Origin of the sequence: Microbacterium fluminis (genome assembly GCF_051549805.1) — a bacterium.
Lineage (GTDB): Bacteria > Actinomycetota > Actinomycetes > Actinomycetales > Microbacteriaceae > Microbacterium.
Genome location: NZ_CP196042.1, coordinates 1,813,019 through 1,838,900 on the forward strand (window position 1 = coordinate 1,813,019; position 25,882 = coordinate 1,838,900).

The following is a 25,882-nucleotide window of genomic DNA, read 5'->3' on the forward strand; positions in this document are numbered from 1 at the left end:
ACACATGGCAAAGATCATCGCTTTCGACGAAGAGGCCCGTCGCGGCCTCGAGCGCGGCCTGAACATCCTGGCCGACGCCGTCAAGGTGACGCTCGGCCCCCGCGGTCGCAACGTCGTGCTCGAGAAGAAGTGGGGCGCTCCCACCATCACGAACGACGGTGTCTCGATCGCCAAGGAGATCGAGCTCGACGACCCGTACGAGAAGATCGGCGCGGAGCTCGTCAAGGAGGTCGCGAAGAAGACCGACGACGTCGCCGGTGACGGCACCACCACGGCGACCGTGCTCGCCCAGGCGCTCGTCAAGGAAGGCCTGCGCAACGTCGCGGCCGGCGCCGACCCCATCTCGCTCAAGCGCGGCATCGAGAAGGCCGTCGCGGCCATCTCCGACGAGCTGCTCGCCACCGCCAAGGAGGTCGAGTCCAAGGAGCAGATCGCAGCCACCGCATCGATCTCGGCCGCCGACTCCACCATCGGCGACCTGATCGCCGAGGCGATCGACAAGGTCGGCAAGGAGGGCGTGGTCACCGTCGAGGAGTCCAACACCTTCGGCACCGAGCTCGAGCTCACCGAGGGCATGCGCTTCGACAAGGGCTACATCAACCCCTACTTCGTGACCGACCCGGAGCGCCAGGAAGCGGTCTTCGAAGACCCGTACATCCTGATCGCCAACCAGAAGATCTCGAACATCAAGGACCTGCTGCCGATCGTCGACAAGGTGATCCAGGAGGGCAAGGAGCTCGTGATCATCGCCGAGGACGTGGAGGGCGAGGCTCTCGCGACCCTCGTGCTCAACAAGATCCGCGGCATCTTCAAGTCGGCCGCCGTCAAGGCCCCCGGCTTCGGCGACCGTCGCAAGGCGCAGCTGCAGGACATCGCGATCCTCACCGGCGGCCAGGTCATCACCGAAGAGGTGGGCCTCAAGCTCGAGAACACCACCACCGACCTGCTCGGCAAGGCGCGCAAGGTCATCATCACCAAGGACGAGACCACCATCGTCGAGGGTGCGGGCGAGTCGGGCCAGATCGAGGGTCGCGTGACCCAGATCCGTCGCGAGATCGACAACACCGACAGCGACTACGACCGCGAGAAGCTCCAGGAGCGTCTCGCCAAGCTCGCCGGCGGCGTCGCCGTCATCAAGGCGGGCGCGGCCACCGAGGTCGAGCTGAAGGAGCGCAAGCACCGCATCGAGGACGCCGTGCGCAACGCCAAGGCGGCCGTCGAGGAGGGCATCGTCGCCGGTGGCGGCGTCGCGCTCATCCAGGCCGGCAAGGTCGTCTTCGCCCAGCTCGAGCTCACGGGCGACGAGGCGACCGGCGCGAACATCGTCAAGGTGGCCATCGAGGCCCCGCTCAAGCAGATCGCGCTGAACGCCGGTCTCGAGCCGGGCGTCGTCGCCAACACCGTCGCGGGCCTTCCGATCGGACACGGCCTCAACGCCGCGACCGGCGAGTACGGCGACCTGTTCGCACAGGGCATCATCGACCCGGCCAAGGTGACGCGCTCCGCGCTGCAGAACGCCGCGTCGATCGCCGGCCTGTTCCTCACCACCGAGGTCGTCGTCGCCGACAAGCCCGAGAAGGCCGCCGCTCCCGGTGGCGACCCGACGGGTGGCATGGACTTCTGATCCAGAAGCCCTGACCTTCGGAAGACCCCGGCACCTCGCGGCGCCGGGGTCTTCTGCGTGCACGGCGGAAAGCCCGTGCTCAGCGGAACAGCCCCGCGTTCAGCTGCTCGGCGTCGGCGTAGTGCCGCCCGGCGGTGGCCAGCGCGGCGTTGATCTCGACGAGCGAGTCCTCCACCTGGCGCTGCGCGGCGCGCCAGCGGTCGACCACGCCCTGGAACGCGACGGCGGCCGACCCCGTCCACGACGACTGCAGCTGCGTGAGCTGCGACAGCATCGCGGAGGTCTCGCCCTGCAGTCGATCGGCGGTGCCGCGCACGGCGGACGTGGCCGAGAACAGCTGATCGGCGTCGACGGAATAGGCGGTCATGGCATCTCCCTGGGTCGGTGGGGTGTGCCTCGACGCTAGGCCGGCGGGACGAGGCATCCGCTCGCCCTGCGGTCATCCGTGGACGACGACCGACGGATGCCGCCACCTGCCGTGCGGGGGAGGAGCGGCCGGTCAGTCGGCCGGGGGCGGGCTCATCCGGGGGAGGGGCTGCGTCTCGATCAGCAGATGCTCGGCCGCGTCGCGCTCGTGCGCGAGCGGCAGCGACACCCGGAACGTCGCGCCGCCGCCGGGGGTCTCGGTGACATCGACGGTGCCGTGCAGCGCGTCGACGATGGAGGCGACGATCGACAGACCGAGCCCCGTGCCGCCGGTCTCGCGCGTGCGTGACGTGTCGGCCCGCCAGAAGCGCTGGAAGATCTTGTCGCGGATCTGCTCCGGGATGCCCTCGCCGTGGTCGATCACCTCGATCCAGCCCATGCGGGCCGCGGCGTCCGCGCCCACGCGCAGGTCGATCGGCGAGTCGTCGGCGGTGAAGCGGCGGGCATTGCCGAGCAGGTTCGTCACCACCTGCCGGATGCGGTTCTCGTCGCCCAGCACGATCGGCGCGGCGGCGGGATCGAGCGGGACGGATGCCGCGGCCCCCGGCATCATCGGAGTGGACTCGCCCGCTCCGGTCGCCCCGGTGGCCGGCACGGGGCGGGGGCGACGACGCAGCAGCGACAGGGTCGCACCGGCGCGCGCGATCGCCGACGTCGGCGGATTCCCGCGCTTCCTGCCGTCGGCGCGGTCGTCGGGGTCGGCGTCGGGATCGGAGGCGTCCGCCGAGTCTGCGGGGGACGAGGCATCCGCCATCGCCGTCAGGGCGGTGTCGATCACGGTGACGGTGCGCTGCGGGGAGGTGGCGCGCACGTCCATCGCGGCGTCGCGCGCGATCGGGCGGAGGTCGACGGGGGCGACCACGACGTCACGGCGCTCGTCGAGGCGGGCGAGCGCGAGGAGGTCCTCGACGAGGACGCCCATGCGCACGGCCTCCTTCTCGATGCGCTCCATCGCCTGCGCGACATCGTCGTCGCCGGTGATCGCGCCCATGCGGTACAGCTCGGCGTAGCCGCGCACCGTCACGAGCGGGGTGCGCAGCTCGTGGCTGGCGTCGCCGATGAACCGGCGCATCTGGCGCACGGTGGCGTCGCGCTGCGAGAGCGCCGCGTCGATGCGGCCGAGCATGGTGTTGACCGCCACCTTCAGACGGCCCACCTCGGTGCCGGGCTCGATGTCGGTCATGCGCTGGCTGAAGTCGCCGGCGGCGATCGCCATGGCGGTGCTCTCGACCTGTCCGAGGTTGCGGAAGGCGAGGGTCACGAGCAGGCGGGTGAGGAAGGCGCCCGCGATGATCGCGATGGCGGTGAGGATGCCGTAGATGCCGAGGAACTGCGCGATCGTGCGGTTGACGGGCGCGAGCGGCACCGCCACGAGCTGCGTGTAGTTGAGTCCCGTGGACGGGTACTCCTGCACGGTGACGGCGGCGACGTACTCGTTGTCGCCGGTGGCCGAGACCAGCCGCGTCGTGGTGCCCAGCTGCATCTGCCCGTAGGCGTCGGTGAGGCTGAACATGTCCGGCACCGCGGGGGGCGCTGCTCCACGTCCGCCCGCCTGTCCGGCGATCGCGCCGGAGGGGTCGTACACGGCCACGACGTTGTCGGTCGGCGGGGCTTCCGGGGTGGCCGTCGCGGTCAGCGCGCCGTCCTGCACCCCGAGCGTGAGCAGCTGCGAGGCGAAGTTGGACGCCGCGAGCGTGCGCGCCTGACCCTCCACGCCGCTGACGAGGGAGTTGCGCATCAGCACGGCCGTGCCGATCCCGGCGCCGATCAGTCCGAGCGCGAGCAGCATCACGGTCACCCCGGTGACCTTGGCGCGCAGGCTCGTACCCCGCCACCAGCGGGTGATCGCGTCGGTCTTGTCGGCCACGGAGGCCCTTCGAGTGGTGCCGCGGCTTACGCGGTCTTGCCGGCCTTCAGCATGTAGCCGAAGCCGCGCTTGGTCTGGATGAGCGCCTCGGTGGAGTGCGGATCGATCTTGCGGCGGAGGTACGAGATGTAGCTCTCCACGATGCCCGCGTCGCCGTTGAAGTCGTACTCCCACACGTGGTCGAGGATCTGCGCCTTGCTGAGCACCCGATTCGGATTGAGCATGAGATAGCGCAGGAGCTTGAACTCGGTCGGGCTGAGGTCGATCGAGATGTCGCCGACGGTGACGTCGTGCGTGTCCTGGTCCATCGTGAGCTCGCCGGCGCGGATCACCGACTCCTCGTCGGCCTGCATCGTGCGACGCAGGATCGCCTGGATGCGCGCGACGATCTCGTCGAGCGAGAACGGCTTGGTGACGTAGTCGTCGCCGCCCGCGTTGAGGCCGGTGATCTTGTCCTCGGTCTCGTCCTTGGCGGTCAGGAAGAGGATCGGGGCGGTGTAGCCGGCGCCGCGGAGGCGCTTGGTGACGCTGAACCCGTTCATGTCGGGGAGCATCACGTCGAGCACGATGAGGTCGGGTTCCTCCTCGAGCACGGCCGAGATCGTCTGGGCCCCGTTGGAGACGGCCCTCACCTGGAATCCGGCGAAACGCAGGCTCGTGATGAGCAGGTCGCGGATGTTCGGCTCGTCGTCCACGACGAGGATGCGCGGTGCGGTCATAGGCCCATTATGGCCACCTCACCATTGCGAGGGCTGGAAGCGCGCGCTACGGCGGGCCGTCGTCCCTCCGCGAGGGGTCGCGAATCGTCGTGCGCGAGGCATCCGGTACCGCCTATCGCGTCCCCTCGACGGGAGCCGGGGAGCGGCGGGCTGTCAGGCGGCGAGGGAGTCCGCGTCGAGGATCGTGTAGGCGTAGCCCTGCTCGGCGAGGAAGCGCTGGCGGTTCTGGGCGAAGTCCTGGTCGACGGTGTCGCGCGCGATCAGCGTGTAGAAGCTCGCGGTGTGACCCGACTCCTTGGGGCGCAGCAGGCGTCCGAGCCGCTGGGCCTCCTCCTGTCGCGAGCCGAACGATCCCGACACCTGGATGGCGACGGATGCCTCGGGCAGGTCGACCGAGAAGTTGGCCACCTTCGACACCACCAGCAGTGAGATCTCGCCCACCCGGAACGCCTGGAACAGCCGCTCGCGCTCGTCGACGGGCGTGGACCCGGTGATCTGCGGCGCGTCGAGGGCCTCGGCGAGCACGTCGATCTGGTCGAGGTACTGCCCGATCACCAGGATGCGCTCGCTGATGTGCCGTTGCACCAGGCGGCGCACGACGTCGATCTTCGCGTCGGCGGTCGCGGCCAGCCGGTACCGCTCGTCGTCGGCCGCGGCGGCGTACTCGAGCCGCTGGCTCTCCGGCAGGTCGACGCGCACCTCGTAGCAGGCGGCGGGGGAGATGAAGCCCTGCGCCTCGATCTCCTTCCACGGCGCGTCGAAGCGCTTCGGGCCGATGAGGCTGAACACGTCGCCCTCGCGGCCGTCCTCGCGCACGAGGGTCGCGGTCAGGCCCAGTCGGCGGCGCGCCTGCAGGTCGGCGGTGAGCTTGAACACCGGGGCGGGCAGCAGGTGCACCTCGTCGTACACGATGAGGCCCCAGTCGAGCGCGTCGAGGAGCGCCAGGTGGGCGTACTCGCCCTTCCGCTTCGCCGTGAGGATCTGGTACGTCGCGATCGTGACCGGCTTGATCTCCTTGGTCTGCCCGGAGTACTCCCCGATCTCCTCGGGCGTGAGCGACGTGCGCTTGAGCAGCTCGTCGCGCCACTGCCGCGCGCTGACGGTGTTGGTCACGAGGATGAGCGTCGTCGTCTTGGTGTCGGCCATCGCCGCCGCCCCCACGAGCGTCTTGCCCGCACCGCAGGGGAGCACCACGACGCCGGAGCCGCCCTCGGTGAAGATGTCGACGGCCTTGCGCTGGTAGGGCCGCAGCGTCCAGCCGTCCTCGGCGAGCTCGATCTCGTGCGGCGTGCCCGGCGTGTAGCCGGCGCGGTCCTCCGCCGGCCAGCCGATCTTCAGCAGCTCCTGCTTGATCTGGCCCCGGGCCCAGGCATCCACCACGTAGGTGCCGGGGTCGGGGTGGCCGACCAGGAGCGGCTGGATGCGCTTGTTGCGGGCCATCTCGGTCAGCACCGCGGCATCCGTCGACCGGAGCACCAGCACGTCGTCGTCGCCGCCGACCGTGTCGCGCTCGATCACGAGACGGCCGTATCGTCCCACGGTCTCGCGGATGTCGAGCGACACCGACGGGGGCACCGGGAACCGCGACCAGCGGTCGAGGGTGCCGAGCATGTCGTCGGCGTCGTGGCCGGCGGCGCGGGCGTTCCACAGGCCCAGCCGCGTGATGCGGTAGGTGTGGATGTGCTCGGGTGCCCGCTCCAGCTCGGCGAAGATCGCCAGCTCGTGGCGCGCGTTCTCGGCGTCGGGGTGCGCGACTTCGAGCAGCACGGTGCGATCGCTCTGCACGATGAGGGGTCCGTCAGCCATAACGTGCCAGTCTACCGGCGGCCGGTGGCGCACCGGCCGCGTCGCCCTGCCCGTCCCTCCGCGAGGGACGCGATTCCTCCTGTCGGGAGCGACGGATGCCGCGATCCGCGTCCCCTCGCGAAGGAAGGTGCAGCCGAAGGTGGGTCAGCGGGAAAGGCGGGTCAGGGGGCGGGGCGGACGCTCACGATGCTCGAGACCGGCAGCGTGCGCTCGATGTCGGCGCCGCGGTCGCGGCCGCGCAGGCGTCCGCCGCCGAGCCCGGATGCCTCGAGGGTGAACGTACGCCGCGAGCCGTCGGGCAGGCTCACCTCGACCGCGATGATCGACCGGGCGCGCACGGCGAGCTCCAGCTCGCGGCCGAGCCACGCGGCATCCGTGTCCCCTCCGCCGGATTCCCCCGCGCGGAGCGTCGCGATGAGGCGGGCGTAGGGGGAGGGCGCGTCGGGCTCTGCCGCGGCGCGCTGTCCGCGCCGCAGCGCGAGCGCGTCGCCGTCGTCGTCGACCGCGACCACCGGGTAGCGGGCGTCGACCAGCGACCAGTACACCGCCTCGCGGGCGACGCGCGAGACGAGCGCCTCGTCCTCGGGCACGAGGCCGAGCGGCCGCAGCGCCTGGTCGACGGCGATCGTGGCGCGCAGCGCCGCATCGGGGCTCTCGACGATCGAGCGGCCGGTCGCGGCATCCGTCCGCACCGTCACCAGGCCGTGCCGGGCCGCGGTGCTCTCGATGAGGTACTCCAGCGGCTGCGGGATGCCGGTGAGCGAGATCCCGGCCAGGAACGCGCGCATCGAGTCGGCCGTCTCGCCGCTGCTGAGCGCACCGCCGATCGAGGCGGCGCTGAAACGGTAGGTGGACGCCTGGGCGCGCGATTCCCGGTGCGCGAGCCCGCGCAGGCGCAGGTCGAGGGCCGGCTCGAGGGGTCCGGGCGCGATCGCGCTGAGGTCGGCCTGCAGGTAGACGCGGTCGATCTCGGCGGGGAGCAGGGCGGCCAGTGGGGCGGGGTCGGGGGCGGCGCCACCGCGCACGGGCTGCGCCCACGCCGGCTCGGTGCCGTCGGCGGCGATCAGTCCCCACCGCGACCACACGCGGGCGAGACGCTCGGCACGTGCGGTCCACTCGGCGTCGAGCGGGAACTCCGCCGCCCACGCCGCGAGCGGACGGTAGCCCCCGTCGGCGGTGCGCAGCGAGGGCGGCAGGCTCGCACGCAGCCCCGCCGCCATCTCGGCCCAGCGCTCGCCGGTGGGGCGGGAGAGCCAGACTGCGGCAGCGGGCGTCGCGATCCATTCGCGGTCGCCCTCGCGCAGGAGGCCCGCCGCGGTCGCCGCGACGATGAGGTCGTCGAGCTCATCGGCGCCGTCGACGACGTGCGCCTCGACGAGTCGGCGCCGGTCGGCCGCGCTCACGGCTCCCGTGCCGGTCCGGGAGAAGGGCGTGTGCCCGGCGGCCAGCAGCACGTCGGCCAGCGCGCCGGCCGTGGCGAAGACCCGTTCGGCGGATGCTGCGGCCAGCGCGTCGGTCGACGGCTCCGGGTCGGGGGGTGCGACGGCGGGGGAGAACGCGTCGGGTCGCGCCTCGGCGCCCGCGAGGGCTCGCGCGGCGACGGCGGCATAAGGCCGCCCCTGTTCGTCGACGAGCAGTCCGGCGATCACGGCCGGGTCGTCGACCGGATCGCCCGCGGCCAGCGCGTGCAGCACGTGCCGCGGCAGATGCACCAGGGCGCGGTCGACGGATGCCGCCTCCAGCAGGGCCTCGGCGGCGTCGAAGCCGTCCTGCCACGGCGCGTGGGTCGAGACCCCGCGTGCGCTCAGCGCCCCCGCGAGCCGCTCGTCGCTCAGACCGGCGAGCCGTGTCGCGAGCGCGCGCTGATCCGAGGGGGCGGCCATTCAGCTACCTCGGTTGGCCCGAGCCCTTCGCGCGATGCTCGTGATGAGCACCGTCAGCAGCAGTACGAACGCGACGATCGGCGCGATGAAGACCAGGACGCCGATGACCGGCCACACCCCGGTGTTCATCATGGCGCCCGAGGCAGACCCGATCATGATCGCGAAGAAGCACAGCACCGACAGGGCCAGTAGCCCCAGCGACATGAACGCCAGGATGCGATCGATGCGGCGGACCGGCACGTCGCCGCCAGGAGTAGAGGTGCTCATCCTGCTCAGACTACCTGGCGGGCGCCGTGCCGTAGTCTGGATCGGAGGCCTTTCGGTCTCCATTGCGTCATGCCCGCACGCGCGGGCCCGATTTCCACGAGGTTCAGCGATGCCCACCGGCAAGGTCAGGTTCTACGACGAGGAGAAGGGCTTCGGCTTCATCACCACCGATGACGGCCAAGACGTGTTCCTGCACGCCACCGCCCTCCCCGCCGACGCGGCCGCGCCCAAGCAGGGGACGCGCCTGGAGTTCGGCGTCGCCGACGGCAAGCGCGGTCTGCAGGCGCTGTCGGTGCGCGTGCTCGAGGCCCCGGTGAGCCTGGCGAAGCGCTCCCGCAAGCCCGCCGACGACATGGCGATCATCGTCGAAGACCTCGTGAAGCTGCTCGACGGCATCGGCGGAGATCTGCGCCGCGGCCGCTACCCCAGCGGCTCGCACGCGAAGAAGGTCGCCGCGGTGCTGCGCAAGGTCGCAGAGGAGCTCGATGCCTGAGGCCGACGAGTCGCTGCTGGCCGCGCACGATCTGGCGCGGGCGGCCCTGCTCGAGGTCACCCCCGAGGCATCCATCGGCGCCCCCGCCGGCTACTCGCTCGAAGAGGGCGGCGTCGTCTCGCTGCGGTTCGCGAACCTGCTCGCCGGCTATCCGGGCTGGTTCTGGACGGTGAGCGTCGCGCGCGTCGAGGGCTCCGAGCCCACTGTGCTCGAGGTGGAGCTGCTCCCCGGCGAGACCGCCCTGCTCGCGCCCGAGTGGGTGCCGTGGGCGGAGCGTCTTGCCGACTACCAGGCCGCGCAGGCGGCGTCGGCCGAGGCCGAGGGCGACGCGGTGTCGGACGACGAGGATCCCGACGACGATTCGGACGACGATCTCGATCTCGACCTCGACGAGGACGAGGATGACGCGGACGACGAGGACAGTGCCCGGACCCTGCACGCCGGCGACCTCGACGGCGTCGACATCGACGAGCTCGACCCCGCCGACGCGGACGATGAGGATGACTCGGTCGATGACGACGACGACTCCGACGATGACGACGACTCGGACGACGAAGACGACTCGGACGACGAAGACGACTCGGACGACGACGACGACTTCGACGAGGAAGAGGTCGACCGCTCCTACTGAGCGGTCACCCTCCGTTCGGGGGTCGCAACACGCGGACTGCTGCAGCGCGGCCTCGCGTGTCGTGACACCCGGCCGTGACCGGACGGGTCAATCGCGACGGGCCGGGGGCCGGTGTCGGCTCAGAGGTTCTCGAGCACGAACTCGATCGAGCGGATGAGCTGACGCACGTCGTCGGGGTCGATCGAGACGAACGTCGCCACGCGCAGCTGGTTGCGGCCGAGCTTGCGGTACGGCTCGGTGTCGACGATCCCGTTGGCGCGGAGCGCGGCGGCGATGGCCGCGGCATCCACTCCGTCCTCGAAGTCGATCGTCACGACCACCGGCGAGCGGTCGGCCGGGTCGGCGACGAAGGGCGTGGCGACGGCGGATGCCTCGGCCCAGTCGTACAGCGCCGAGGACGACTCGCTCGTGCGCGCCGCCGCCCACGCCAGACCGCCGTTGCCGTTGATCCAGCGCACCTGGCTGTCGAGCAGGTGCAGCGTCGTGAGCGCGGGGGTGTTCAGCGTCTGCTGCAGCCGCGAGTTGTCGACGGCGTTCTTGAGGCTGAGGAACTCGGGGATGTAACGGCCGGACGCGGCGATCCTCTCGACCCGCTCCAGCGCGGCGGGGGAGAACAGCGCGAACCACAGCCCGCCGTCGGAGCCGAGGTTCTTCTGCGGGGCGAAGTAGTAGACGTCGGTCTCGGCGATGTCGACGTCGATGCCGCCGGCGGCGCTGGTCGCGTCGATCACCGTGAGCGCGCCGGCGTCGCCGTGCACGCGGGTGACCGGGGCGGCCACGCCGGTCGAGGTCTCGTTGTGCGGCCAGGCGTACACGTCGACGCCCTCCACGGCCTCGGCGACCGCGCGGGTGCCGGGATCGGCCGTGCGCACATCGGGAGCCTGCAGCCACGGCGCCTTCGCGGCCGCGGCGAACTTGCCGCCGAACTCGCCGAACACGAGGTTCTGCGCGCGGTTCTCGATCAGGCCGAAGGCCGCGGCATCCCAGAACGCCGTCGAGCCGCCGTTGCCGAGGATCACCTCGTAGCCCTCCGGGATGCGGAACAGCTCGCCCAGGCCCTCGCGCACCGAGCGCACGAGGTTCTTCACCGGCGCCTGGCGGTGCGACGTGCCCAGCAGCGACATGCCCGAGGCGGCGAGGGCGCCGAGCTGCTCGGCGCGCACCTTGGAGGGTCCGCAGCCGAATCGTCCGTCGGCGGGCAGGAGGTCGCTCGGGATCACGAGGGAAGACATGCCCCCGAGTCTATTTCCGCCTCGGCGTGCCCTCGGACGTGTGACGGCCGCCGCACGGGCGTGTGACGGCCGCCGCATGGGCCCCGGTGTCCGCGCGTTGGATAGGCTTGCCTGAGACGTTCGCGCACCGGTACGAGGAGCACCATGACCGATCTCATCGACACCACCGAGATGTACCTGCGCACGATCCTCGAGCTCGAGGAGGAGAACATCGTCCCCCTCCGGGCGCGCATCTCCGAGCGCCTCGGCCACTCGGGACCGACGGTGTCGCAGACGGTCGGGCGCATGGAGCGCGACGGGCTCGTCGTGGTCTCGGACGACCGCTCGCTGGAGCTCACCGGCGCGGGCCGTCAGAAGGCCGTCGACGTGATGCGCAAGCACCGCCTCGCCGAGCGCCTCCTCAGCGACGTGATCGGCCTCGACTGGGCGTTCGTGCACGAAGAGGCCTGCCGGTGGGAGCACGTCATGAGCGAGCAGGTCGAGCGTCGCCTCGTCGAGCTGCTCGGCCACCCCACCGAGTCGCCCTACGGCAACCCGATCCCCGGTCTCGACCAGCTCGGCGACGTCCCCGCCAACACGTTCGAGCAGGGGGTCGTGGGCCTGGTGCGCAAGCTCAACGACGCCGGAGAGCCCATCCAGGGCACCGTCCGCCGTCTCGCCGAGCCCGCTCAGGTCGACCCCGAGCTGCTGCAGCAGCTCAAGGCCGCCGGCGTCGTCCCGGGCGCCCGCGGCGACTATCGCTACAGCGAGGGCTACGTTCTCGTGCAGATGGACGGCAACGACGAGGGCCTCGAGCTCCCGGTCGAGGTCGCGGCGCACATCTTCCTCGTCGACGAGCGGGCGGCCTGACGATTCCGGATGCCGGGGCACAGGCATCCGCTCCTCCACAGGCCCGTATGGCCTCGAGGCCGCTGTGTCAATCCCTCTGTGGCGTGACTTATTCGTTACCTTCCGGTACCCTCGAAAAGTCCACAGGCGAGAAGCCCGCCGTCGGACCCCGCGCGGACTGCCTCTCTGGTTCGTCGTCTGCTCGGGAAAGCCCGCACCACGTGCCCTGACGCAGAGTGCCGACGAACCAGCGCACACCCGCGCGGAGGCGACGGAGGACAAGCTTGGCTGATCAGAACGATTCGTCGGAACCCGAACCCGAAGTCGGGCCCGCGAACCAGACCCGCAGGATGCGCGCCCGTCAGGACGTCGCCGCCCGCTCGCGGTCCCCGCGCATCGCGCGGGCGCCGCGTCCCGCACCGACCGCCGTTGCGAAGCCCGCCGCGCCGACCCGCCCGGCGGCGTCGAAGCCGAAGCGCAGGCGCAAGCCCGTGCGCAGCATCGTCATCCTGACGATGGTCGCCGGCCTCATCGCCACCGTCGCGCTCCCCGCCTACGGCGCGTGGCGCACGCCCGCCGAGGCGCTCACGCTGCAGCAGTCCGCCGCCGGCGACGCGCAGTCCCTCGTGGTCGCCTCAGACGCGACCGCCATGACGCTCAGCCGCGGCAGCTACGCCGCGACCACCGCCGACGAGATCGCCAAGAAGCAGGCCGAGGCCGCCGCCGCGCAGCGCGCCAAGGTCGCCCTGCAGACCACGAGCGTCGCCTCGGTGCCGGTGAACATCAACCTCACCTCCCCGGGCACGGGCGAGGTGCGCTGGCCGCTGCTCAACTTCACCAAGGGCCGCGGCCTGTGGGACTCCGGCTATCACCAGGGCGTCGACCTGCTCGCTCCCGCCATGACCCCGATCTACGCGGCCGCCGCCGGCGTCGTGAGCGTGTCGTCCGAGAGCTACTACGGCTACGGCGTCGCGATCGAGATCCAGCACGTCATCGGCGGGCAGAACGTCGCGACGCTCTACGGCCACATGACCTACGGCACCCGTCAGGTGCAGTCCGGCGAGACGGTCGCCGCCGGCCAGCTGATCGGCTTCGTCGGCTCCACCGGCAGCTCGACCGCCAACCACTGCCACTTCGAGGTGCACATCAACGGCTCGGTCGTCGACCCGTGGGCCTGGCTGCAGGCCAACGCGGGCTGATCGCGCCGATACGTCACGAGGGGCGGATGCTGCGGCATCCGCCCTCGTCCTTTCACCGACACGCCGCCCGCCGTTCACCTGCCGCGCGGCCTCGGCGCCCGCAGGGTGCATTACCCTGAGACCGGACGCTTGAGAGAAAGCGGAGGTCGCCGAATGGGCAGCACACCACGCATCCGAACCATGGATGCGCTCGGCCTGCTCGTCCTTCGGCATCGTGTACACGGAAGCCACGGCACCGCCGTGGCGCCGAGGCGCTGTCTGTAGACAGCGCCTTTTTTCATACCCTCTGCGCCCTCGAAAGCATCCGACGTCGAATCCCGGGAAGCCGTCCCGGACGTTTCGAGAGGATGAGGAATGCGCACTCTGGTGCTCAATGCGGGCTACGAACCGCTCGCCGTCGTGTCGTTCAAGCGAGCCCTCGTGCTCGTGATGAACGAGAAGGCCACCGTCGTGGAGAACATCGACGGCGAACCGATCTGGAGCGCGCGGGGGTCGTACGATCGCCCCGCGGTGATCATCCTGACCCGCTACGTGCGTGTGCCGGGCAGCCGCCGCATCCCGGTCACCCGCCGCGGGGTGCTGCGCCGTGACGCGCACCGCTGCGGGTACTGCGGCAAGGCCGCGTCGACGATCGACCACATCCTGCCCCGCTCGCGCGGCGGCGCGGATTCGTGGGAGAACCTCGTCGCGTGCTGCCTGCGCTGCAACAACGTCAAGAGCGACCGCACGCCGCAGGAGATGAACTGGGAGCTGCGGATCATCCCGCGGCCGCCGCGCGGGGCGCAGTGGACGGTGCGGGGCACCGAGAAGTCCGACCCGCGCTGGAGCCCCTACCTCGAGCTCGCCGCGTAGGCGCCGAAGCCGACGGAGCCGCCCCGACGGGTGTCGGGACGGCTCCGGTGATCGCTGTGCGGGTCAGGCGCCGGCGGTCGCGGCATCCCGTCGCGGCAGCACCCAGCCCGGACGCACGAAGTGGCACGTGTACCCGTGCGGGATGCGTACGAGGTAGTCCTGGTGCTCGGGCTCGGCCTCCCAGAAGGCGCCGAGCGGCTCGATCGTGGTGACGGCCTTCGCGGGCCACAGCCCCGACGCGTCGACGTCGGCGATGGTGTCGCGGGCGATCTGCTCCTGCTCCGGGGTGACCGGGAAGATCGCCGAGCGGTAGCTGGTGCCGACGTCGTTGCCCTGACGGTTCTTCGTCGACGGGTCGTGGATCTGGAAGAAGAACGCCAGGATGTCGCGGTACGTCGTCTGCGACGGGTCGAACACGATCTCCACGGCCTCGGCGTGGCCGGGGTGGTACTCGTACTCGGCGTGGTCGTTCTTCCCACCCGTGTAGCCGACGCGCGTGGTCAGCACGCCGGGCTGGCGGCGGATGAGGTCCTCGACGCCCCAGAAGCAGCCGCCCGCGAGCACGGCGGTCTCGGTGCCGGGGGTGCGGGTGATCGCTCCGGTGTCGGTGGGTCCACTGGTCATGGCGTTCTCCTTCGCTGGAAATGTGCCTGAGACAAGTGTCGCAGGCGAGGGGTGGGGGAGGGCGGGGTCAATCGTCGGCGACGGTGATCGTCACGTCGATGTTGCCGCGCGTGGCGTTGGAGTACGGGCACACCTGGTGTGCGGCATCCGCCAGCTCCTGCGCCTTCTCGAGGGGGAGCCCGGGGATCACCACCTCGAGCTCGACGGCGAGGCCGAAGCCGCCCTGGCCGTTGGGGCCGATGTGCACGCGCGAGCCTACGGTCGAGTCGGCGACGTCGACCTTCTGGGTGCGGGCGATCGACTGCAGCGCGCTGTGGAAGCACGCGGCGTAACCGGCGGCGAACAGCGCCTCGGGGTTGGGTGCGCCGCCGGCGCCGCCCATCTCCTTCGGGATGCGCACGTCGGTGTCGACGAGGCCGTCCTTCGTGGCGACGTGGCCGTTGCGGCCGTCTCCGGTCGAGAGTGCTTCGGCGGTGTAGATGATCTCCATGCGGATCCCTTCTCTGGGCGGGGCGGATGCCTCGCGCTGCCTCTCGCGCCAACGTCGCCGCCGCGGGTCCGATTCCCCGTCGGCGTGTCGGACGTACGCTGGGCGCATGTCGTTCGGATCGATCGTCCGCGCCTCCTTCGGCGCCGTCCTGCTCGTCAACGCGATCCCGCACGTGGTGCGCGGGGTGCAGGGAGACCCGTTCCCCACGCCGTTCGCCGACCCGCCCGGCGAGGGCGACTCGTCGCCCGTCGTGAACGTGGCGTGGGGCGCGGCCAACGCTGTCGGCGGAGGTCTCCTGCTCCGCGGCGCGCTGCGCAGCCGGGGCGGCAAGGTCGCCGCGGGGATCGCGGCGACCCTGTTCGCCCTCGGCATCGCCTACAACTTCGGCGAGGTGCGCGCGGGTCGGGGCGGCATCCGGGGTCGTCTCGGGCGCTGAGCCCTTAAGCGAACAGTCCGCGGAAGTCGCCGTAGCCCTCGGCCTCGAGGTCGGCCAGCGGCACGAACCGCATCGCGGCGGAGTTCATGCAGTAGCGCAGCCCGCCCTCGGCGGCGGGTCCGTCGTCGAAGACGTGCCCGAGGTGGCTGTCGGCGCCGGACGAGCGCACCTCGGTGCGCGACATCCACAGCTTCCGGTCGGTCTTGGTGGTGACGGCGGTGGCCTCGATCGGACGGGTGAAGCTCGGCCAGCCCGATCCGCTGTCGTACTTGTCGGTGGACGAGAACAGCGGCTGGCCCGAGACGACGTCGACGTAGATGCCGGGCTCGTGCGTGTCCCAGTACTCGTTGCGGAACGCCGGCTCGGTGGCGTCCTCCTGGGTCACGCGGTACTGGTTCGGGGTGAGGCGGCTGAGGGCCTCGGGGGTCTTGCCGTAGTCGGTGGTCACGATTCCTCCTGTTCGGCGCGGCTGGCTGCCGCGTCTGATGTTCGTAACGCCGACCGTGCGCGGTTTGGTCCCGCGAAGCTGAAAGCGCGCCGTGAGTTCCGGTGAGCGGTCCCCGCGGTCAGTCCTCGCCGAGGAGGGCGAGCCAGCGGGTGAGGATGCGCTCGAGCTCGGCCGCGTCGGCGGCGCCGAGCTCGGCGACCAGGGCGTGCTCGGTGTCGAGGTGCACGGCGATCACGGCGTCGATGACCTCGAGTCCGGTATCGGTGAGTGCGACCAGCCGGCGGCGACCATCGGATGCCTCGACCCGCCGCCGCACGAGTCCGCGGGCTTCGAGCCGGTCGACGCGCTTGGTGAGTCCGCCCGTGGTGATCATGGTGTGGTCGGCGAGTTCGCCCGCGGCCCGCTCGTAGGGGGCGCCGGCGCGGCGGAGGGTGGCGAGCAGGTCGAACTCGCCCTCGGCGAGTCCGAAGGTGCGGTAGTTGACCGTGAGCCGCTCCATGAGCGCGTCGCCGGTGCGGTGCAGCCGTCCGATGACGCCCATCGGGGAGGGATCGAGGTCGGGGCGCTCGCGGTGCCACTCGGCCTGGATCGCGGCGACGCGGTCGGGGGCGGGTGTTCTCGCCGGCTCACGGGGGGTGGAGGCATCCATGGGTGGAATCTTATCTTCCTGGGAAGGTAATATCTCTTCCATGGAAGACAAAACCGCGAAGTGGATCGCCGTCACCGCGCTCGCGCCGATCGCGTGGGGGAGCACCTACTTCGTGACGCGGCACCTGCTGCCGCCCGACGTGCCGCTGTGGGGCGGCCTGCTGCGCGCGCTGCCGGCGGGCCTCCTCGTGCTGCTGCTCTCGCGGCGTCTGCCCACCGGCGCGTGGTGGTGGCGTTCGCTGCTGCTCGGCACGCTCAACGTCGGCGGATTCTTCGTGCTCATCTACGTCGCCGGGCAGCGGCTGCCCTCGAGCATCGCCTCGACGCTGATGTCTCTCGCGGCCGCGGTGATGATGCTGCTCGCCTGGCTGCTGATGCGCCAGCGGCCTCGCCTGGCGAGCGTGCTCGGGGCGATCGTGGGCATCGCCGGGGTGGTGCTGATGCTCGGCGTCGGCGGCGGCCCGGTGGATCCGGTCGGGGTCGCGGCCTCGCTGGGCGCGATGCTCGCCTCGTCGCTCGGCTTCGTGCTCACCGCACGATGGGGAGCCGATGTGCCGGCCCTGGCGATGACCTCGTGGCAGCTCGTCGGCGGATCGCTCGTGCTGCTGCCGTTCGCCGTGCTGATCGAGGGCGCCCCGCCGGCGCTCACGGTGCCCTCGGCGCTGGGATTCGCCTACGTCACCCTCGTCGCGACCGCCCTGGCGTACGTCGCGTGGTTCACGGGACTGCGCCGCCTCACCCCGGCCGTCGTCGGGATCGTCGGGCTGCTCAATCCGCTCACCGGCGTGCTGCTGGGCGTGCTGATCGCGGGCGAGGCCTTCGGCGCGGCGCAGGTGATCGGGTTCGTCCTCGTACTCGCCGGCATCGTGGTCGGGGTGCTGCCGGGGCGGGCTCGGCCGGGGTCGATGGCGGACCCGGTGCCCCCGGCCGATGAGCTGCGCAACTCCTTCGGCCCGGTGACGGGTGGCGCGGAAACGGCGAAGACCGGCAGTCGCGCTTCCTGATTCGAAGGAGTTCGGCAGACCGCTCCGTGGTGAGATGGGGGCATGACCCGAGCCCTGATCGTGATCGACATGCAGCGCGGCTTCGACGACCTCGACGTCTGGGGCCCGACCGCCAACCCGGAGTGCGAGGCGAACGTCGCCGCACTCCTGGACGCCTGGCAGGGGCCCGTGGTGATCGTGCGGCACGACTCCGTGTCCCCGGCGTCGCCGCTGCATCCGGATGCCGCGGGCAACGCGTTCGTCGACCCGGTCGCGGCCGTGCAGCCCGACCTCCTGGTCTCGAAGAACGTCAACTCCGCCTTCTACGGCGACCCCGACCTGCACGCCTGGCTGCAGGAGCGGGGCATCGGAGAGCTGGTGCTGTGCGGCATCCAGACCAATATGTGCGTCGAGACGACCGCGCGCATGGCGGGCAACCTCGGGTACGACACGACGGTGGTGCTGGATGCCACCCGCACCTTCGATCTCGTGGGGGAGATCCCGGGGGTGGGCACCGTCACGCACACGGCGGCGGAGCTGATGGCGACCACCGCCCTCGTGCTGCAGCAGGGCGGCTTCGCGCGGATCGCGACCACCGCCGAGGTGCTCGCGGGCTGACGCCGGGTGCTGCGCGTGCGCTTCGGGAGGAGATGTGCACGTGCGGAGGAGGCATCCGTGGATTCTCTCCTCCCGAGGCGCAGATCTCCTCCCGTACTCTCGTGAGAAATCGAACATAGGCTCGTAAATACCCCCGATTCGGATGTCGGAGCATCCGGGTAGCGTCCCTCTCAGTGGAATTGATAGAACATCTGTTCTAGTCTGGGGGGATGGTGGTCGTCATGCGGGACAGCGTCGGGGGCGTCGCGGCGCAGCGCGCCGATCTCGACGTGGTGCACCGCCTGCGGGCCGAGATGCAGAAGAAGCAGGGGCTGCGGCTCGACGCGCCCGTGCTGCCGGTGCATCCGGCGCTCGCCGAGCTGCTGCCCGGGGGAGGGCTGCGTCCGGGGGCGGCCTACTCCCTGCCGCCGTCCGGGTCGCTGCTGCTGGCGCTGATGGCGCGCGCGTCGCACGACGGATCCTGGTGCGGCGTGATCGGCATGCCCGAGCTGGGGGCCGAGGCGGCCGAGCGGCTGGGGGTCGACCTCGACCGGCTCGTGCTCATCCCCGATCCGGGGCCGCGGTGGCTGGCCGTGGCCGCGACGATCGCCGATGTGCTGCCGATCGTCGCGGTGCGCCCGCAGGGCCGGCCGATGGGTCAGGAGGTGTCGCGGCTGGCCGCGCGCCTGCGCGAGCGGGGATCGGTGCTGCTCGTCGAGGGCGATTGGCCGCAGGCCGAGGCGAGCCTGCGGGTGAGCGAGCCCGAGTGGTCGGGCCTGGGTGCGGGCCACGGCTACCTCGCCGGCCGCGCGCTCACCGTCACCGCGTCGAGCAGGCGGTGGCCCGTGCCGCGGAGATCCCGGATGCTGCTGCCCGCCGCCGACGGAACGATCGAGGTGCTGCGCGAGCAGGGCGGCGTGCGCGCCGAGGAGCGCGCCCCGCTCATCGTGCTCGACGATCTGCGGGCGGCAGGTTGAGGTGGCCGCGCAGACTCTGTCGTTCGCGCCGGGGGCGCCACCGGTGCGCAGCATGGTGCTGTGGTTTCCGGATTGGCCGGTCACCGCGCTGCTGCGCGACCCGACGGCGGCGGCCGTGCTGCCCCGGGGTGACCCGGCGACCGCGCCGATCGCGGTGGTGGAGCGCAACGTCGTGGTGGCCTGCTCGCCGGCCGCGCGGGCCGAAGGGGTGCGCCGCGGGCAGCGCCGCCGCGACGCGCAGGCGCGCTGCGCGCGGCTCACGGTGGTCGCCGCCGACGCGGCGCGCGACCACCGCGTGTTCGGACCGGTGGTGTCGGCGATCGAGGAGCGGGCGCCGGGCGTGCAGATCGTGCGGGCCGGGCTGTGCGTGCTGCGCGCCCGGGGCCCTGCCCGCTATTACGGGGGCGAGGTCGAGGCGGCGCGGATGCTGCTCGGAGTGCTCGCCGCCCAGGAGCTGTTCGGCGTGCGGGCAGGTATCGCCGACGGACCCTTCGCCGCCGAGCAGGCCGCCCGGTTCGGTGCGGGGATGGACGTCACTTCGCGGCCCGACGCGGTGAGCATCGTGCCGCCCGGTGGGGCGGGGGCGTTCCTCGCGCAGCTTCCGGTGGCGGTGCTCGCCGACGCGTGGGCGGTGCTCGGCGCGGGCGACGACCTCGTGGGGCTGCTGGCCCGGCTCGGCGTGCAGACCCTGGGCGAGTTCGCCGCGCTCGACGCGGAGCGGGTGCGCGAGCGGTTCGGGGAGCGCGGCATCCGTCTGCACGCCCTGTCGGCGGGGCGTGACGCGCGACAGGTCGCACCGCGCACCCCGCCGCCCGAATTGCACCGCGAGGTGGCGTTCGAGCCGCCGCTCGAGCTCGCCGACCAGGTCGCGTTCGGCATGCGGATCGCGGCGGAGGAGTTCCTCGGCCGGCTCGGCGCGCTCGATCTGGTGTGCACCGAGCTGCGGGTCGAGCTGACCGGTGAGCGCGGCGAGCGGTCGGAGCGGGTGTGGCTGCATCCGGCGTTCTTCGACGCCGCCGCGGTGGTCGACCGGGTGCGTTGGCAGCTGGGCGAGGCGCAGGGCAGCGCGCTCGGCGGCGGCGTGCTCACCAGCGGCGTCGCCCTGGTGCGGATCGTGCCCGAGGCGGTGGATGAGGCATCCGCCCACGCCCCCGCGATCTTCGGCGCCGGAGCCGAGGAGCGGGTGCACTCGGCGCTCTCGCGCGTGCAGGCGATGCTCGGGCATCGGGGCGTGCTCACCCCGACGATCGGCGGCGGGAGGTGGCTGGCCGAGCGGCAGGTGGAGGTGCCGTGGGGCGACCGCGCGGTGCTGCGGCACGATCGCGCGCGCCCGTGGCCGGGGAGCCTGCCCGACCCGCTGCCGACGACGGTGTTCCCCGAGCCGCGGCTGGTGGAGGTGACGGATGCCTCGGGCGCCCCCGTGCGCATCGGCGAGCGGTCCGCGCTCAGCGCCGCGCCCGCCGTGCTCGCCGTCGACGGGCGCGTGCGGGCGATCGAGGCGTGGGCGGGTCCGTGGCCGGTGGCCGAGCGGGCGTGGGACGAGCTGCGCCGGCGGGCGGCGCACCGGTTCCAGATGGTCGACGCCGACGGGCTGGCGTGGCTGCTGGTGTGGGAGCAGGACGAGTGGCGGGTGGAGGGCCGCTATGACTGACCCGTCGACGTGCCCAGCGGCGCGGCTGCGTTCCGGGTTCGGGGCGCATTCGGTGCGGTGGGGCGCGTTTCGCTCGGCCCGGGTGCACGAAACGCGCCCCGAACCCCGACCTGCGGGCTCGACCCGGGGAGGCGGTCGCTGATGGGGTGGCACAACCCGCCGGTGAAGTGGTCAGACCTCGAGCGCACGCTGAGCGACACCCGCCGTCCGACGAACGTCCCGGCGCACGGCGACGGCGGCGACAGTCCGGCGTGGTCGCGCAAGCGCGGCAAGTACACCGCGCCCGAGATCCAGCGTCCGACCGACGCGGTGCCCTACGCCGAGCTGCACGCGCACTCCTCCTTCTCGTTCCTCGACGGCGCCTCCTCGCCCGAAGAGCTCACCGAAGAGGCCGAGCGCCTCGGCCTGCACGCGCTCGCCCTCACCGACCACGACGGCTTCTACGGCATCGTCAACTTCGCCGAGGCGGCCGAGGCGCTGAACATGAAGACCGTCTTCGGGGCCGAGCTGTCGCTCGAGCTCCCCGGCAAGCAGAACGGCGAGGCCGACCCCGTCGGATCGCACCTGCTCGTGCTCGCGCGCGGCGAGGAGGGCTACCACCGGCTCGCCGCCGCCATCACCCAGGCGCAGCTGGCCGGGGGAGAGAAGGGCAAGCCGCTCTACGACCTCGCCGCGCTCGCCGACCAGGCCGGCGGGCCGCGCGATCCGCACTGGACGATCCTGACCGGATGCCGCAAGGGCGCCGTCCGAAAAGCGCTCGCGTCCGACGGGCCCCGGGCCGCAGCATCCGCTCTCGATCGGCTCGTCGAGCTGTTCGGCCGCGACGCCGTGCACGTGGAGCTGATCGACCACGGCAGCCCGACCGACACGCGCGACAACGACGTGCTCGCCGCGCTCGCCCAAGGTCGCGGGCTGTCGACCCTCGCCACGAACAACGTGCACTACGCCGTGCCCGAGCGCGAGCTGCTCGCCGCGGCCGTCGCGGCGGTGCGCGCCAACCGCAGCCTCGACGAGCTCGACGGCTGGCTGCCCGCGCACGCCGGTGCGCACCTGCGGTCGGGTCGCGAGATGGAGGCCCGCTTCGCGCGCTACCCCGGAGCGGTCGAGCGCACCGTGCCGCTCGCCGACGAGCTGGCCTTCTCCCTCCGCAAGGCCAAGCCCGCCCTCCCCAAGCAGGCCGTGCCCGACGGGCACACGCCCATGTCGTACCTGCGGCAGCTCGTGTGGGAGGCGGTGCCGCGCAAATACCCGAACCTCAAACCCGAAGAACGAAAGCGCATCGAGGGCGAGCTGGAGGTGATCGAGGCCAAGGACTTCCCCGGCTACTTCCTCATCGTGTGGGGCATCGTGCAGGAGGCGCGTCGGCGGGGGATCCTCTGCCAGGGGCGGGGGTCTGCGGCATCCAGCGCCGTCTGCTACCTGCTCGACATCACGGCGATCGACGCGATCTTCTACAACCTGCCGTTCGAGCGGTTCCTCTCGCACCTGCGCGACGAGGAGCCCGACATCGACGTCGACTTCGACTCCGATCGCCGCGAGGAGATCATCCAGTGGGTCTACGGCCAGTACGGGCGCGAGCGCGCGGCGCAGGTGGCGAACGTGATCCAGTACCGGCCGAAGAACGCCGTGCGCGACATGGCGAAGGCCCTGGGGCATTCGCCCGGACAGCAGGATGCCTGGTCCAAGCAGGTCGAGCGATGGGGCGCCGTGCTCGAATCCGACGACCACGACATCCCCGATCAGGTGATCGAGTTCGCCTCCGCGCTGCTGAAGGCGCCGCGGCACATGGGCATCCACTCCGGCGGGATGGTGCTCACCGAGCGTCCGGTGGGGGAGGTGGTGCCGATCGAGCACGCGCGCATGGAGAACCGCACGGTGATCCAGTGGGACAAAGACAGCGCCGCCTGGATGGGGCTGGTGAAGTTCGACCTGCTCGGGCTGGGCATCCTCGCGGCGCTGCAGTACTGCTTCGACCTCGCCGAGGAGGCGACGGGGGAGAGGTGGACCCTCGCCACCCTGCCGAAGGAGGAGAAGGCCGTCTACGACATGCTGTGCCGGGCCGATTCGATCGGGGTGTTCCAGGTGGAGTCGCGCGCGCAGATGGGGCTGCTGCCGCGCCTGCAGCCGCGGCGGTTCTACGACCTGGTGATCCAGATCGCGCTGGTGCGGCCGGGGCCGATCCAGGGCGGCGCGGTGCACCCGTTCGTGCGCCGCAAGCTCGGCCAGGAGGAGGTGACCTACGTGCACGAGAAGCTGCGCGAGCCGCTCGAGCGCACGCACGGCGTACCGGTCTTCCAGGAGCAGCTCATGCAGATGGCCGTCGCGATCGGCGAATGCTCGCCCGCCGAGGCCGACACCCTGCGCCGGGCGATGGGGTCCAAGCGGGGCATCGAGCGGATCGACTCGATCAAGGCGCAGCTCTACAAGGGGATGATCGAGGTCAACGAGCTCACCCCGCAGCAGGCCGACGACATCTACGCCAAGATCCAGGCGTTCGCCAACTTCGGATTCGCCGAGTCGCACGCCCTGTCGTTCGGGCTGCTCGTCTACGCCAGCTCGTGGATCAAGCTGCACTACCCTGCGGCGTTCCTCGCCGGGCTGCTGCGCGCACAGCCGATGGGGTTCTACTCGCCCGCGACACTCACCGCCGACGCCCGCCGTCACGGGGTCGAGGTGCGCCGCCCCGACCTGGGCCTGTCGGGCGTGCACCCGACGCTCGAGCCGGTCGGCGGTGCCGGGGCTGCGGACCGTTCCGAGGAGCCGACGGGGATGGATGCCTGTGCCGACAGCATCCAGCCTCCCGTCGGGCTGTTCGACACCACCGCGCCCGACGAATCCGCCGCACACCGCCGCGACGGAGGGCATGCCGTGCGGCTGGGGCTGGCGGGGGTGAAGGGGATCGGCGAGGCGGTGGCGACGCGGATCGTGGCCGAGCGCGACGCGCGCGGCGCCTTCCGTGACCTGCGCGATCTGGTGCGGCGCACCGGCATCACGCAGGCGCAGGTGGAGGCGCTCGCCACCGCGGGCACGTTCGACGGGCTCGGCATGGGCCGGCGCGAGGCGATCTGGCTCGCGGGGTCGGCCGCGCAGGACCGCGCCGAGTACCTGCCCGACTCGATGGTGTCGGTGCAGCCGCCGCTGTTCCCCGACCCGACCAGCTACGAGCGCCTCGCGGCCGACCTGTGGGCGACGGGCATCTCGACCGACGACCACCCGATGACGCACTACCGGTCGGCGCTCGACGCGCGCGGGGTGCTGTCGTCGCGCGAGCTGCGCACCTCCGAGACGGGTCGGCGCGTGGAGGTCGCCGGACTCGTCACCCACCGGCAGCGGCCGGCAACGGCATCCGGGATCACGTTCCTCAACCTCGAAGACGAGCACGGACTGGTGAACGTGATTTGCTCGACCGGAGTGTGGAGCCGGTACCGCCGGGTGGCGCGGGATGCGCCGGCGCTGATCATCCGAGGGATGCTGGAGCGCTCGGTCGAGGGTGTGACCAACCTGCTCGCCGACCGGTTCGAAGACCTGCGGATGGGGGTGTCGCACTCCTCGCGGGACTTCCGCTGAGCAGAGCCGCGCGCCGCCGCCTATCGTGGGAGGCGATGGCCGACGACGAGGATCGCCCCGAGACGCAGGAGGAGCGCGCGATGCGCACCCTGCGTGCGATCTGGGCGGGCGGCGATCTCACCGAGGAGGCGATGAAGCTCTCCAACGAGTTCACCGACCGCCACACCGCCCGCTTCACCCGGTGGCTCCGCGGACTCTTCCGTCGTTCCCCCCGGTGATTGAGTAGGGCGAGGCACGAGCCGTATCGAAATCACCCACCTCGGCGCCTGCGAGATCGCACAGGCCCCTGGTTTCGATACGGCGCCGGCGCGCCTCACCCCTCCGTGAGCCGCTGGACCGTGTTCGAGTAGACGATCGAATCGGCCGTGGCTCCGACGAGGCCGAGCGTGACGCGCAGCAGCCCGGGCGCGACACCGTCGGCCGGGGGAGGCGTGTCGGCGCCGAGCGTGAGCGCGAGCCCGCCGAGGGTGGTCGCCGTGAGGGAGTTGACGTACACCTGCACGTTGCCCGACAGCGTCATGCGGTCGGCGGTGGTCACGAGGATCGGCCCGGTCGCCCGCCGCACGGTGAGTGCGAAGCCGTCGATCGTGATGGTGTCGGCGCTGATCTTGAGCGCGGTGGCGCGCGACCCGTCGGCGAGCGGCACGGTGACGACGCTGATGCCCTTCAACCCCGAGAACGACAGCGACCCCGCGCCGAGCTGCGCCGGCGGCTGCGTGAAGACGGGCGCGCTGCCGTCGGGCACGGCCGGCTGCGCGGGCGGTGTGGTCGGGTCGGTCGGAGCCGGCGCGGGCGTCGTCCCGGTGCCCGGAAGGATGCCGGGCAGCAGCGGATCCAACGGAGAACCCGGTGTCGTGGGCGGGGACGGCGTGGGGGTGCCGCTGTCGGACGGGGTGGGACTCGGCGTGGAGCACGGCAGGAGGATCGGGATGCAGAACTCGCCGGGGCGCACGCCGCCGTCGGCGGCGACCGCGGCCGTGCTCGTGGCCCCGACGAGGAGCCCGGCCAGCGCCAGGGCGCCGACCGCGATGCGCAGGCGCGTCATCGGCTCGCCTCCGTCGCCTCGACCTCCCGGTTGCGTGTCCGTCCGCCAGCGCGGGTCGCCGAGCTCGTCGACGCATCGTCCTCGACCGCCGGAGACCCTTCGGCATGCTCCGGAACCTCGACGGCCGCGGTCGCGGACCCTGTCAAAGCGTCGTCCTCCACCTTCGGCGACCGTTCGGCAGGTTCCGGCACCGCGCTGGGTTCAGACACGTCATCAGCCGCGTCCACACCCTTCGGCGCCCACGACACCGCGACGATGCCGCCGACGGTGCTGAGCAGCATCCCGAGCAGGAACCCGCCGAGGTTCACGCCGACCAGCGAGTACAGGGCGACCGCGAGGGCGATGACGCCGTAGAACACCCGGTGCGCAGGCATGGTGACGAGCAGCACGCCCAGCAGTACGAGCAGGATCGGGATGATCGTGGCCTGCAGCCCCTCGATGCCGAGCTGCACGTGGATGTTGCCGAGGTCGAGCTGGCTGGAGAAGAACATCTCCAGCCCGCCGAGCGCGACGAGCACTCCGCCGACGAGCGGGCGCGATCGGCGCCACTGGTTCCACCGCGAGGTATGCATGTCAGCCCCGATCAGTA

27 protein-coding genes are annotated in these 25,882 nt (G+C 71.7%); 13 read left to right on the plus strand and 14 right to left on the minus strand.

Annotation, left to right across the window (positions count from 1 at the left end; genetic code table 11):
- Positions 1-4 precede the first annotated feature (4 nt).
- The gene (gene groL / locus ACSJDX_RS08715) at positions 5-1,624 is read left to right on the plus strand and encodes a chaperonin GroEL (protein WP_438352295.1); all 1,620 of its coding nucleotides are present in this window, start codon (positions 5-7) and stop codon (positions 1,622-1,624) included.
- A gap of 79 nt (positions 1,625-1,703) precedes the next feature.
- Here groL and ACSJDX_RS08720 read toward each other — a convergent pair whose 3' ends face one another.
- The 6 genes from ACSJDX_RS08720 to ACSJDX_RS08745 all read right to left on the minus strand — a co-directional run bounded on the left by ACSJDX_RS08720 (position 1,704) and on the right by ACSJDX_RS08745 (position 8,592).
- Positions 1,704-1,991 carry a WXG100 family type VII secretion target gene (locus ACSJDX_RS08720; protein ID WP_438352296.1) on the minus strand — a complete coding sequence of 96 codons (288 nt, stop codon included), beginning with the start codon at positions 1,989-1,991 and terminating at the stop codon, positions 1,704-1,706.
- A gap of 132 nt (positions 1,992-2,123) precedes the next feature.
- A complete protein-coding gene (locus ACSJDX_RS08725; RefSeq protein ID WP_438354957.1) occupies positions 2,124-3,839 on the minus strand; it encodes a sensor histidine kinase in 1,716 nt (571 codons plus the stop codon).
- 104 nt (positions 3,840-3,943) lie between these two features.
- Positions 3,944-4,636: a response regulator transcription factor gene (locus ACSJDX_RS08730; RefSeq protein WP_438352297.1), complete on the minus strand. Its 693-nt coding sequence runs from the start codon at positions 4,634-4,636 to the stop codon at positions 3,944-3,946.
- Between the two features lie 153 nt (positions 4,637-4,789).
- The gene (locus tag ACSJDX_RS08735) at positions 4,790-6,442 is read right to left on the minus strand and encodes a DNA repair helicase XPB (protein WP_438352298.1); all 1,653 of its coding nucleotides are present in this window, start codon (positions 6,440-6,442) and stop codon (positions 4,790-4,792) included.
- A gap of 161 nt (positions 6,443-6,603) precedes the next feature.
- Positions 6,604-8,325 (minus strand): helicase-associated domain-containing protein, encoded by a 1,722-nt coding sequence (locus ACSJDX_RS08740; protein WP_438352299.1) that lies wholly within the window; start codon positions 8,323-8,325, stop codon positions 6,604-6,606.
- Positions 8,326-8,592: a multidrug ABC transporter ATPase gene (locus ACSJDX_RS08745; protein ID WP_438352300.1), complete on the minus strand. Its 267-nt coding sequence runs from the start codon at positions 8,590-8,592 to the stop codon at positions 8,326-8,328.
- Between the two features lie 109 nt (positions 8,593-8,701).
- Here ACSJDX_RS08745 and ACSJDX_RS08750 point away from each other — a divergent pair, with 109 nt between their 5' ends.
- Both ACSJDX_RS08750 and ACSJDX_RS08755 read left to right on the plus strand, forming a co-directional pair.
- A complete protein-coding gene (locus ACSJDX_RS08750; RefSeq protein WP_438352301.1) occupies positions 8,702-9,085 on the plus strand; it encodes a cold-shock protein in 384 nt (127 codons plus the stop codon).
- Positions 9,078-9,716, plus strand: a complete 639-nt coding sequence (locus ACSJDX_RS08755; protein WP_438352302.1) for a DUF3027 domain-containing protein — start codon at positions 9,078-9,080, stop codon at positions 9,714-9,716. Before ACSJDX_RS08750 ends, ACSJDX_RS08755 begins: the two co-directional genes overlap by 8 nt.
- Positions 9,717-9,835: 119 nt before the next feature.
- On the opposite strand, the gene serC is transcribed toward ACSJDX_RS08755, so the two are convergent.
- Positions 9,836-10,948, minus strand: coding sequence for a phosphoserine transaminase (gene serC / locus ACSJDX_RS08760; protein ID WP_438352303.1), 1,113 nt, complete (start codon positions 10,946-10,948; stop codon positions 9,836-9,838).
- 144 nt (positions 10,949-11,092) lie between these two features.
- Between serC and ACSJDX_RS08765 the strand changes: the two genes are divergently transcribed.
- Positions 11,093-11,797, plus strand: a complete 705-nt coding sequence (locus ACSJDX_RS08765; protein WP_438352304.1) for a metal-dependent transcriptional regulator — start codon at positions 11,093-11,095, stop codon at positions 11,795-11,797.
- Between the two features lie 340 nt (positions 11,798-12,137).
- Here ACSJDX_RS08765 and ACSJDX_RS08770 read toward each other — a convergent pair whose 3' ends face one another.
- On the minus strand, positions 12,138-12,284 hold the full coding sequence (locus ACSJDX_RS08770; RefSeq protein WP_438352305.1) for a hypothetical protein: 147 nt from the start codon (positions 12,282-12,284) through the stop codon (positions 12,138-12,140).
- On the opposite strand from ACSJDX_RS08770, the gene ACSJDX_RS08775 reads away from it, so the two are divergent.
- Both ACSJDX_RS08775 and ACSJDX_RS08780 read left to right on the plus strand, forming a co-directional pair.
- Positions 12,268-12,975: a M23 family metallopeptidase gene (locus tag ACSJDX_RS08775; RefSeq protein ID WP_438352306.1), complete on the plus strand. Its 708-nt coding sequence runs from the start codon at positions 12,268-12,270 to the stop codon at positions 12,973-12,975. The genes ACSJDX_RS08770 and ACSJDX_RS08775 overlap by 17 nt on opposite strands.
- Before the next feature lie 354 nt (positions 12,976-13,329).
- Positions 13,330-13,827 carry an HNH endonuclease gene (locus ACSJDX_RS08780; RefSeq protein WP_438352307.1) on the plus strand — a complete coding sequence of 166 codons (498 nt, stop codon included), beginning with the start codon at positions 13,330-13,332 and terminating at the stop codon, positions 13,825-13,827.
- Between the two features lie 63 nt (positions 13,828-13,890).
- Here the strand turns inward: ACSJDX_RS08780 and msrA are convergent, their stop codons facing one another.
- Positions 13,891-14,451: a peptide-methionine (S)-S-oxide reductase MsrA gene (gene msrA / locus ACSJDX_RS08785; protein WP_438352308.1), complete on the minus strand. Its 561-nt coding sequence runs from the start codon at positions 14,449-14,451 to the stop codon at positions 13,891-13,893.
- Positions 14,452-14,518: 67 nt separating this feature from the next.
- The gene (locus ACSJDX_RS08790) at positions 14,519-14,941 is read right to left on the minus strand and encodes an organic hydroperoxide resistance protein (protein WP_438352309.1); all 423 of its coding nucleotides are present in this window, start codon (positions 14,939-14,941) and stop codon (positions 14,519-14,521) included.
- A gap of 106 nt (positions 14,942-15,047) precedes the next feature.
- On the opposite strand from ACSJDX_RS08790, the gene ACSJDX_RS08795 reads away from it, so the two are divergent.
- The gene (locus ACSJDX_RS08795; protein ID WP_438352310.1) at positions 15,048-15,377 is read left to right on the plus strand and encodes a hypothetical protein; all 330 of its coding nucleotides are present in this window, start codon (positions 15,048-15,050) and stop codon (positions 15,375-15,377) included.
- Positions 15,378-15,381: 4 nt separating this feature from the next.
- Here ACSJDX_RS08795 and msrB read toward each other — a convergent pair whose 3' ends face one another.
- Together msrB and ACSJDX_RS08805 are read right to left on the minus strand one after the other, a co-directional pair.
- Positions 15,382-15,825 carry a peptide-methionine (R)-S-oxide reductase MsrB gene (msrB, locus tag ACSJDX_RS08800; protein ID WP_438352311.1) on the minus strand — a complete coding sequence of 148 codons (444 nt, stop codon included), beginning with the start codon at positions 15,823-15,825 and terminating at the stop codon, positions 15,382-15,384.
- Between the two features lie 118 nt (positions 15,826-15,943).
- Positions 15,944-16,474, minus strand: coding sequence for a MarR family winged helix-turn-helix transcriptional regulator (locus ACSJDX_RS08805; RefSeq protein ID WP_438352312.1), 531 nt, complete (start codon positions 16,472-16,474; stop codon positions 15,944-15,946).
- Positions 16,475-16,514: 40 nt separating this feature from the next.
- On the opposite strand from ACSJDX_RS08805, the gene ACSJDX_RS08810 reads away from it, so the two are divergent.
- The 6 genes from ACSJDX_RS08810 (at position 16,515) to ACSJDX_RS08835 (ending at position 24,466) form a co-directional block, all read left to right on the plus strand.
- Positions 16,515-17,477: an EamA family transporter gene (locus ACSJDX_RS08810; protein ID WP_438352313.1), complete on the plus strand. Its 963-nt coding sequence runs from the start codon at positions 16,515-16,517 to the stop codon at positions 17,475-17,477.
- A 42-nt stretch (positions 17,478-17,519) separates the two neighbouring features.
- Positions 17,520-18,074 carry a cysteine hydrolase family protein gene (locus tag ACSJDX_RS08815; RefSeq protein WP_438352314.1) on the plus strand — a complete coding sequence of 185 codons (555 nt, stop codon included), beginning with the start codon at positions 17,520-17,522 and terminating at the stop codon, positions 18,072-18,074.
- A gap of 209 nt (positions 18,075-18,283) precedes the next feature.
- Positions 18,284-19,030 carry a hypothetical protein gene (locus ACSJDX_RS08820; RefSeq protein WP_438352315.1) on the plus strand — a complete coding sequence of 249 codons (747 nt, stop codon included), beginning with the start codon at positions 18,284-18,286 and terminating at the stop codon, positions 19,028-19,030.
- Between the two features lie 52 nt (positions 19,031-19,082).
- Positions 19,083-20,681: a DNA polymerase Y family protein gene (locus ACSJDX_RS08825; protein ID WP_438354958.1), complete on the plus strand. Its 1,599-nt coding sequence runs from the start codon at positions 19,083-19,085 to the stop codon at positions 20,679-20,681.
- Between the two features lie 141 nt (positions 20,682-20,822).
- Positions 20,823-24,248, plus strand: coding sequence for an error-prone DNA polymerase (locus tag ACSJDX_RS08830; protein ID WP_438352316.1), 3,426 nt, complete (start codon positions 20,823-20,825; stop codon positions 24,246-24,248).
- Between the two features lie 35 nt (positions 24,249-24,283).
- Entirely contained in the window at positions 24,284-24,466 is a 183-nt protein-coding gene (locus ACSJDX_RS08835) for a hypothetical protein (protein ID WP_438352317.1), read from the plus strand.
- A 95-nt stretch (positions 24,467-24,561) separates the two neighbouring features.
- On the opposite strand, the gene ACSJDX_RS08840 is transcribed toward ACSJDX_RS08835, so the two are convergent.
- Positions 24,562-25,293: a hypothetical protein gene (locus ACSJDX_RS08840; RefSeq protein WP_438352318.1), complete on the minus strand. Its 732-nt coding sequence runs from the start codon at positions 25,291-25,293 to the stop codon at positions 24,562-24,564.
- Positions 25,290-25,865, minus strand: a complete 576-nt coding sequence (locus ACSJDX_RS08845; protein WP_438352319.1) for a DUF6114 domain-containing protein — start codon at positions 25,863-25,865, stop codon at positions 25,290-25,292. The genes ACSJDX_RS08840 and ACSJDX_RS08845 overlap by 4 nt, the downstream gene beginning before the upstream one ends.
- Positions 25,866-25,882: the final 17 nt, after the last annotated feature.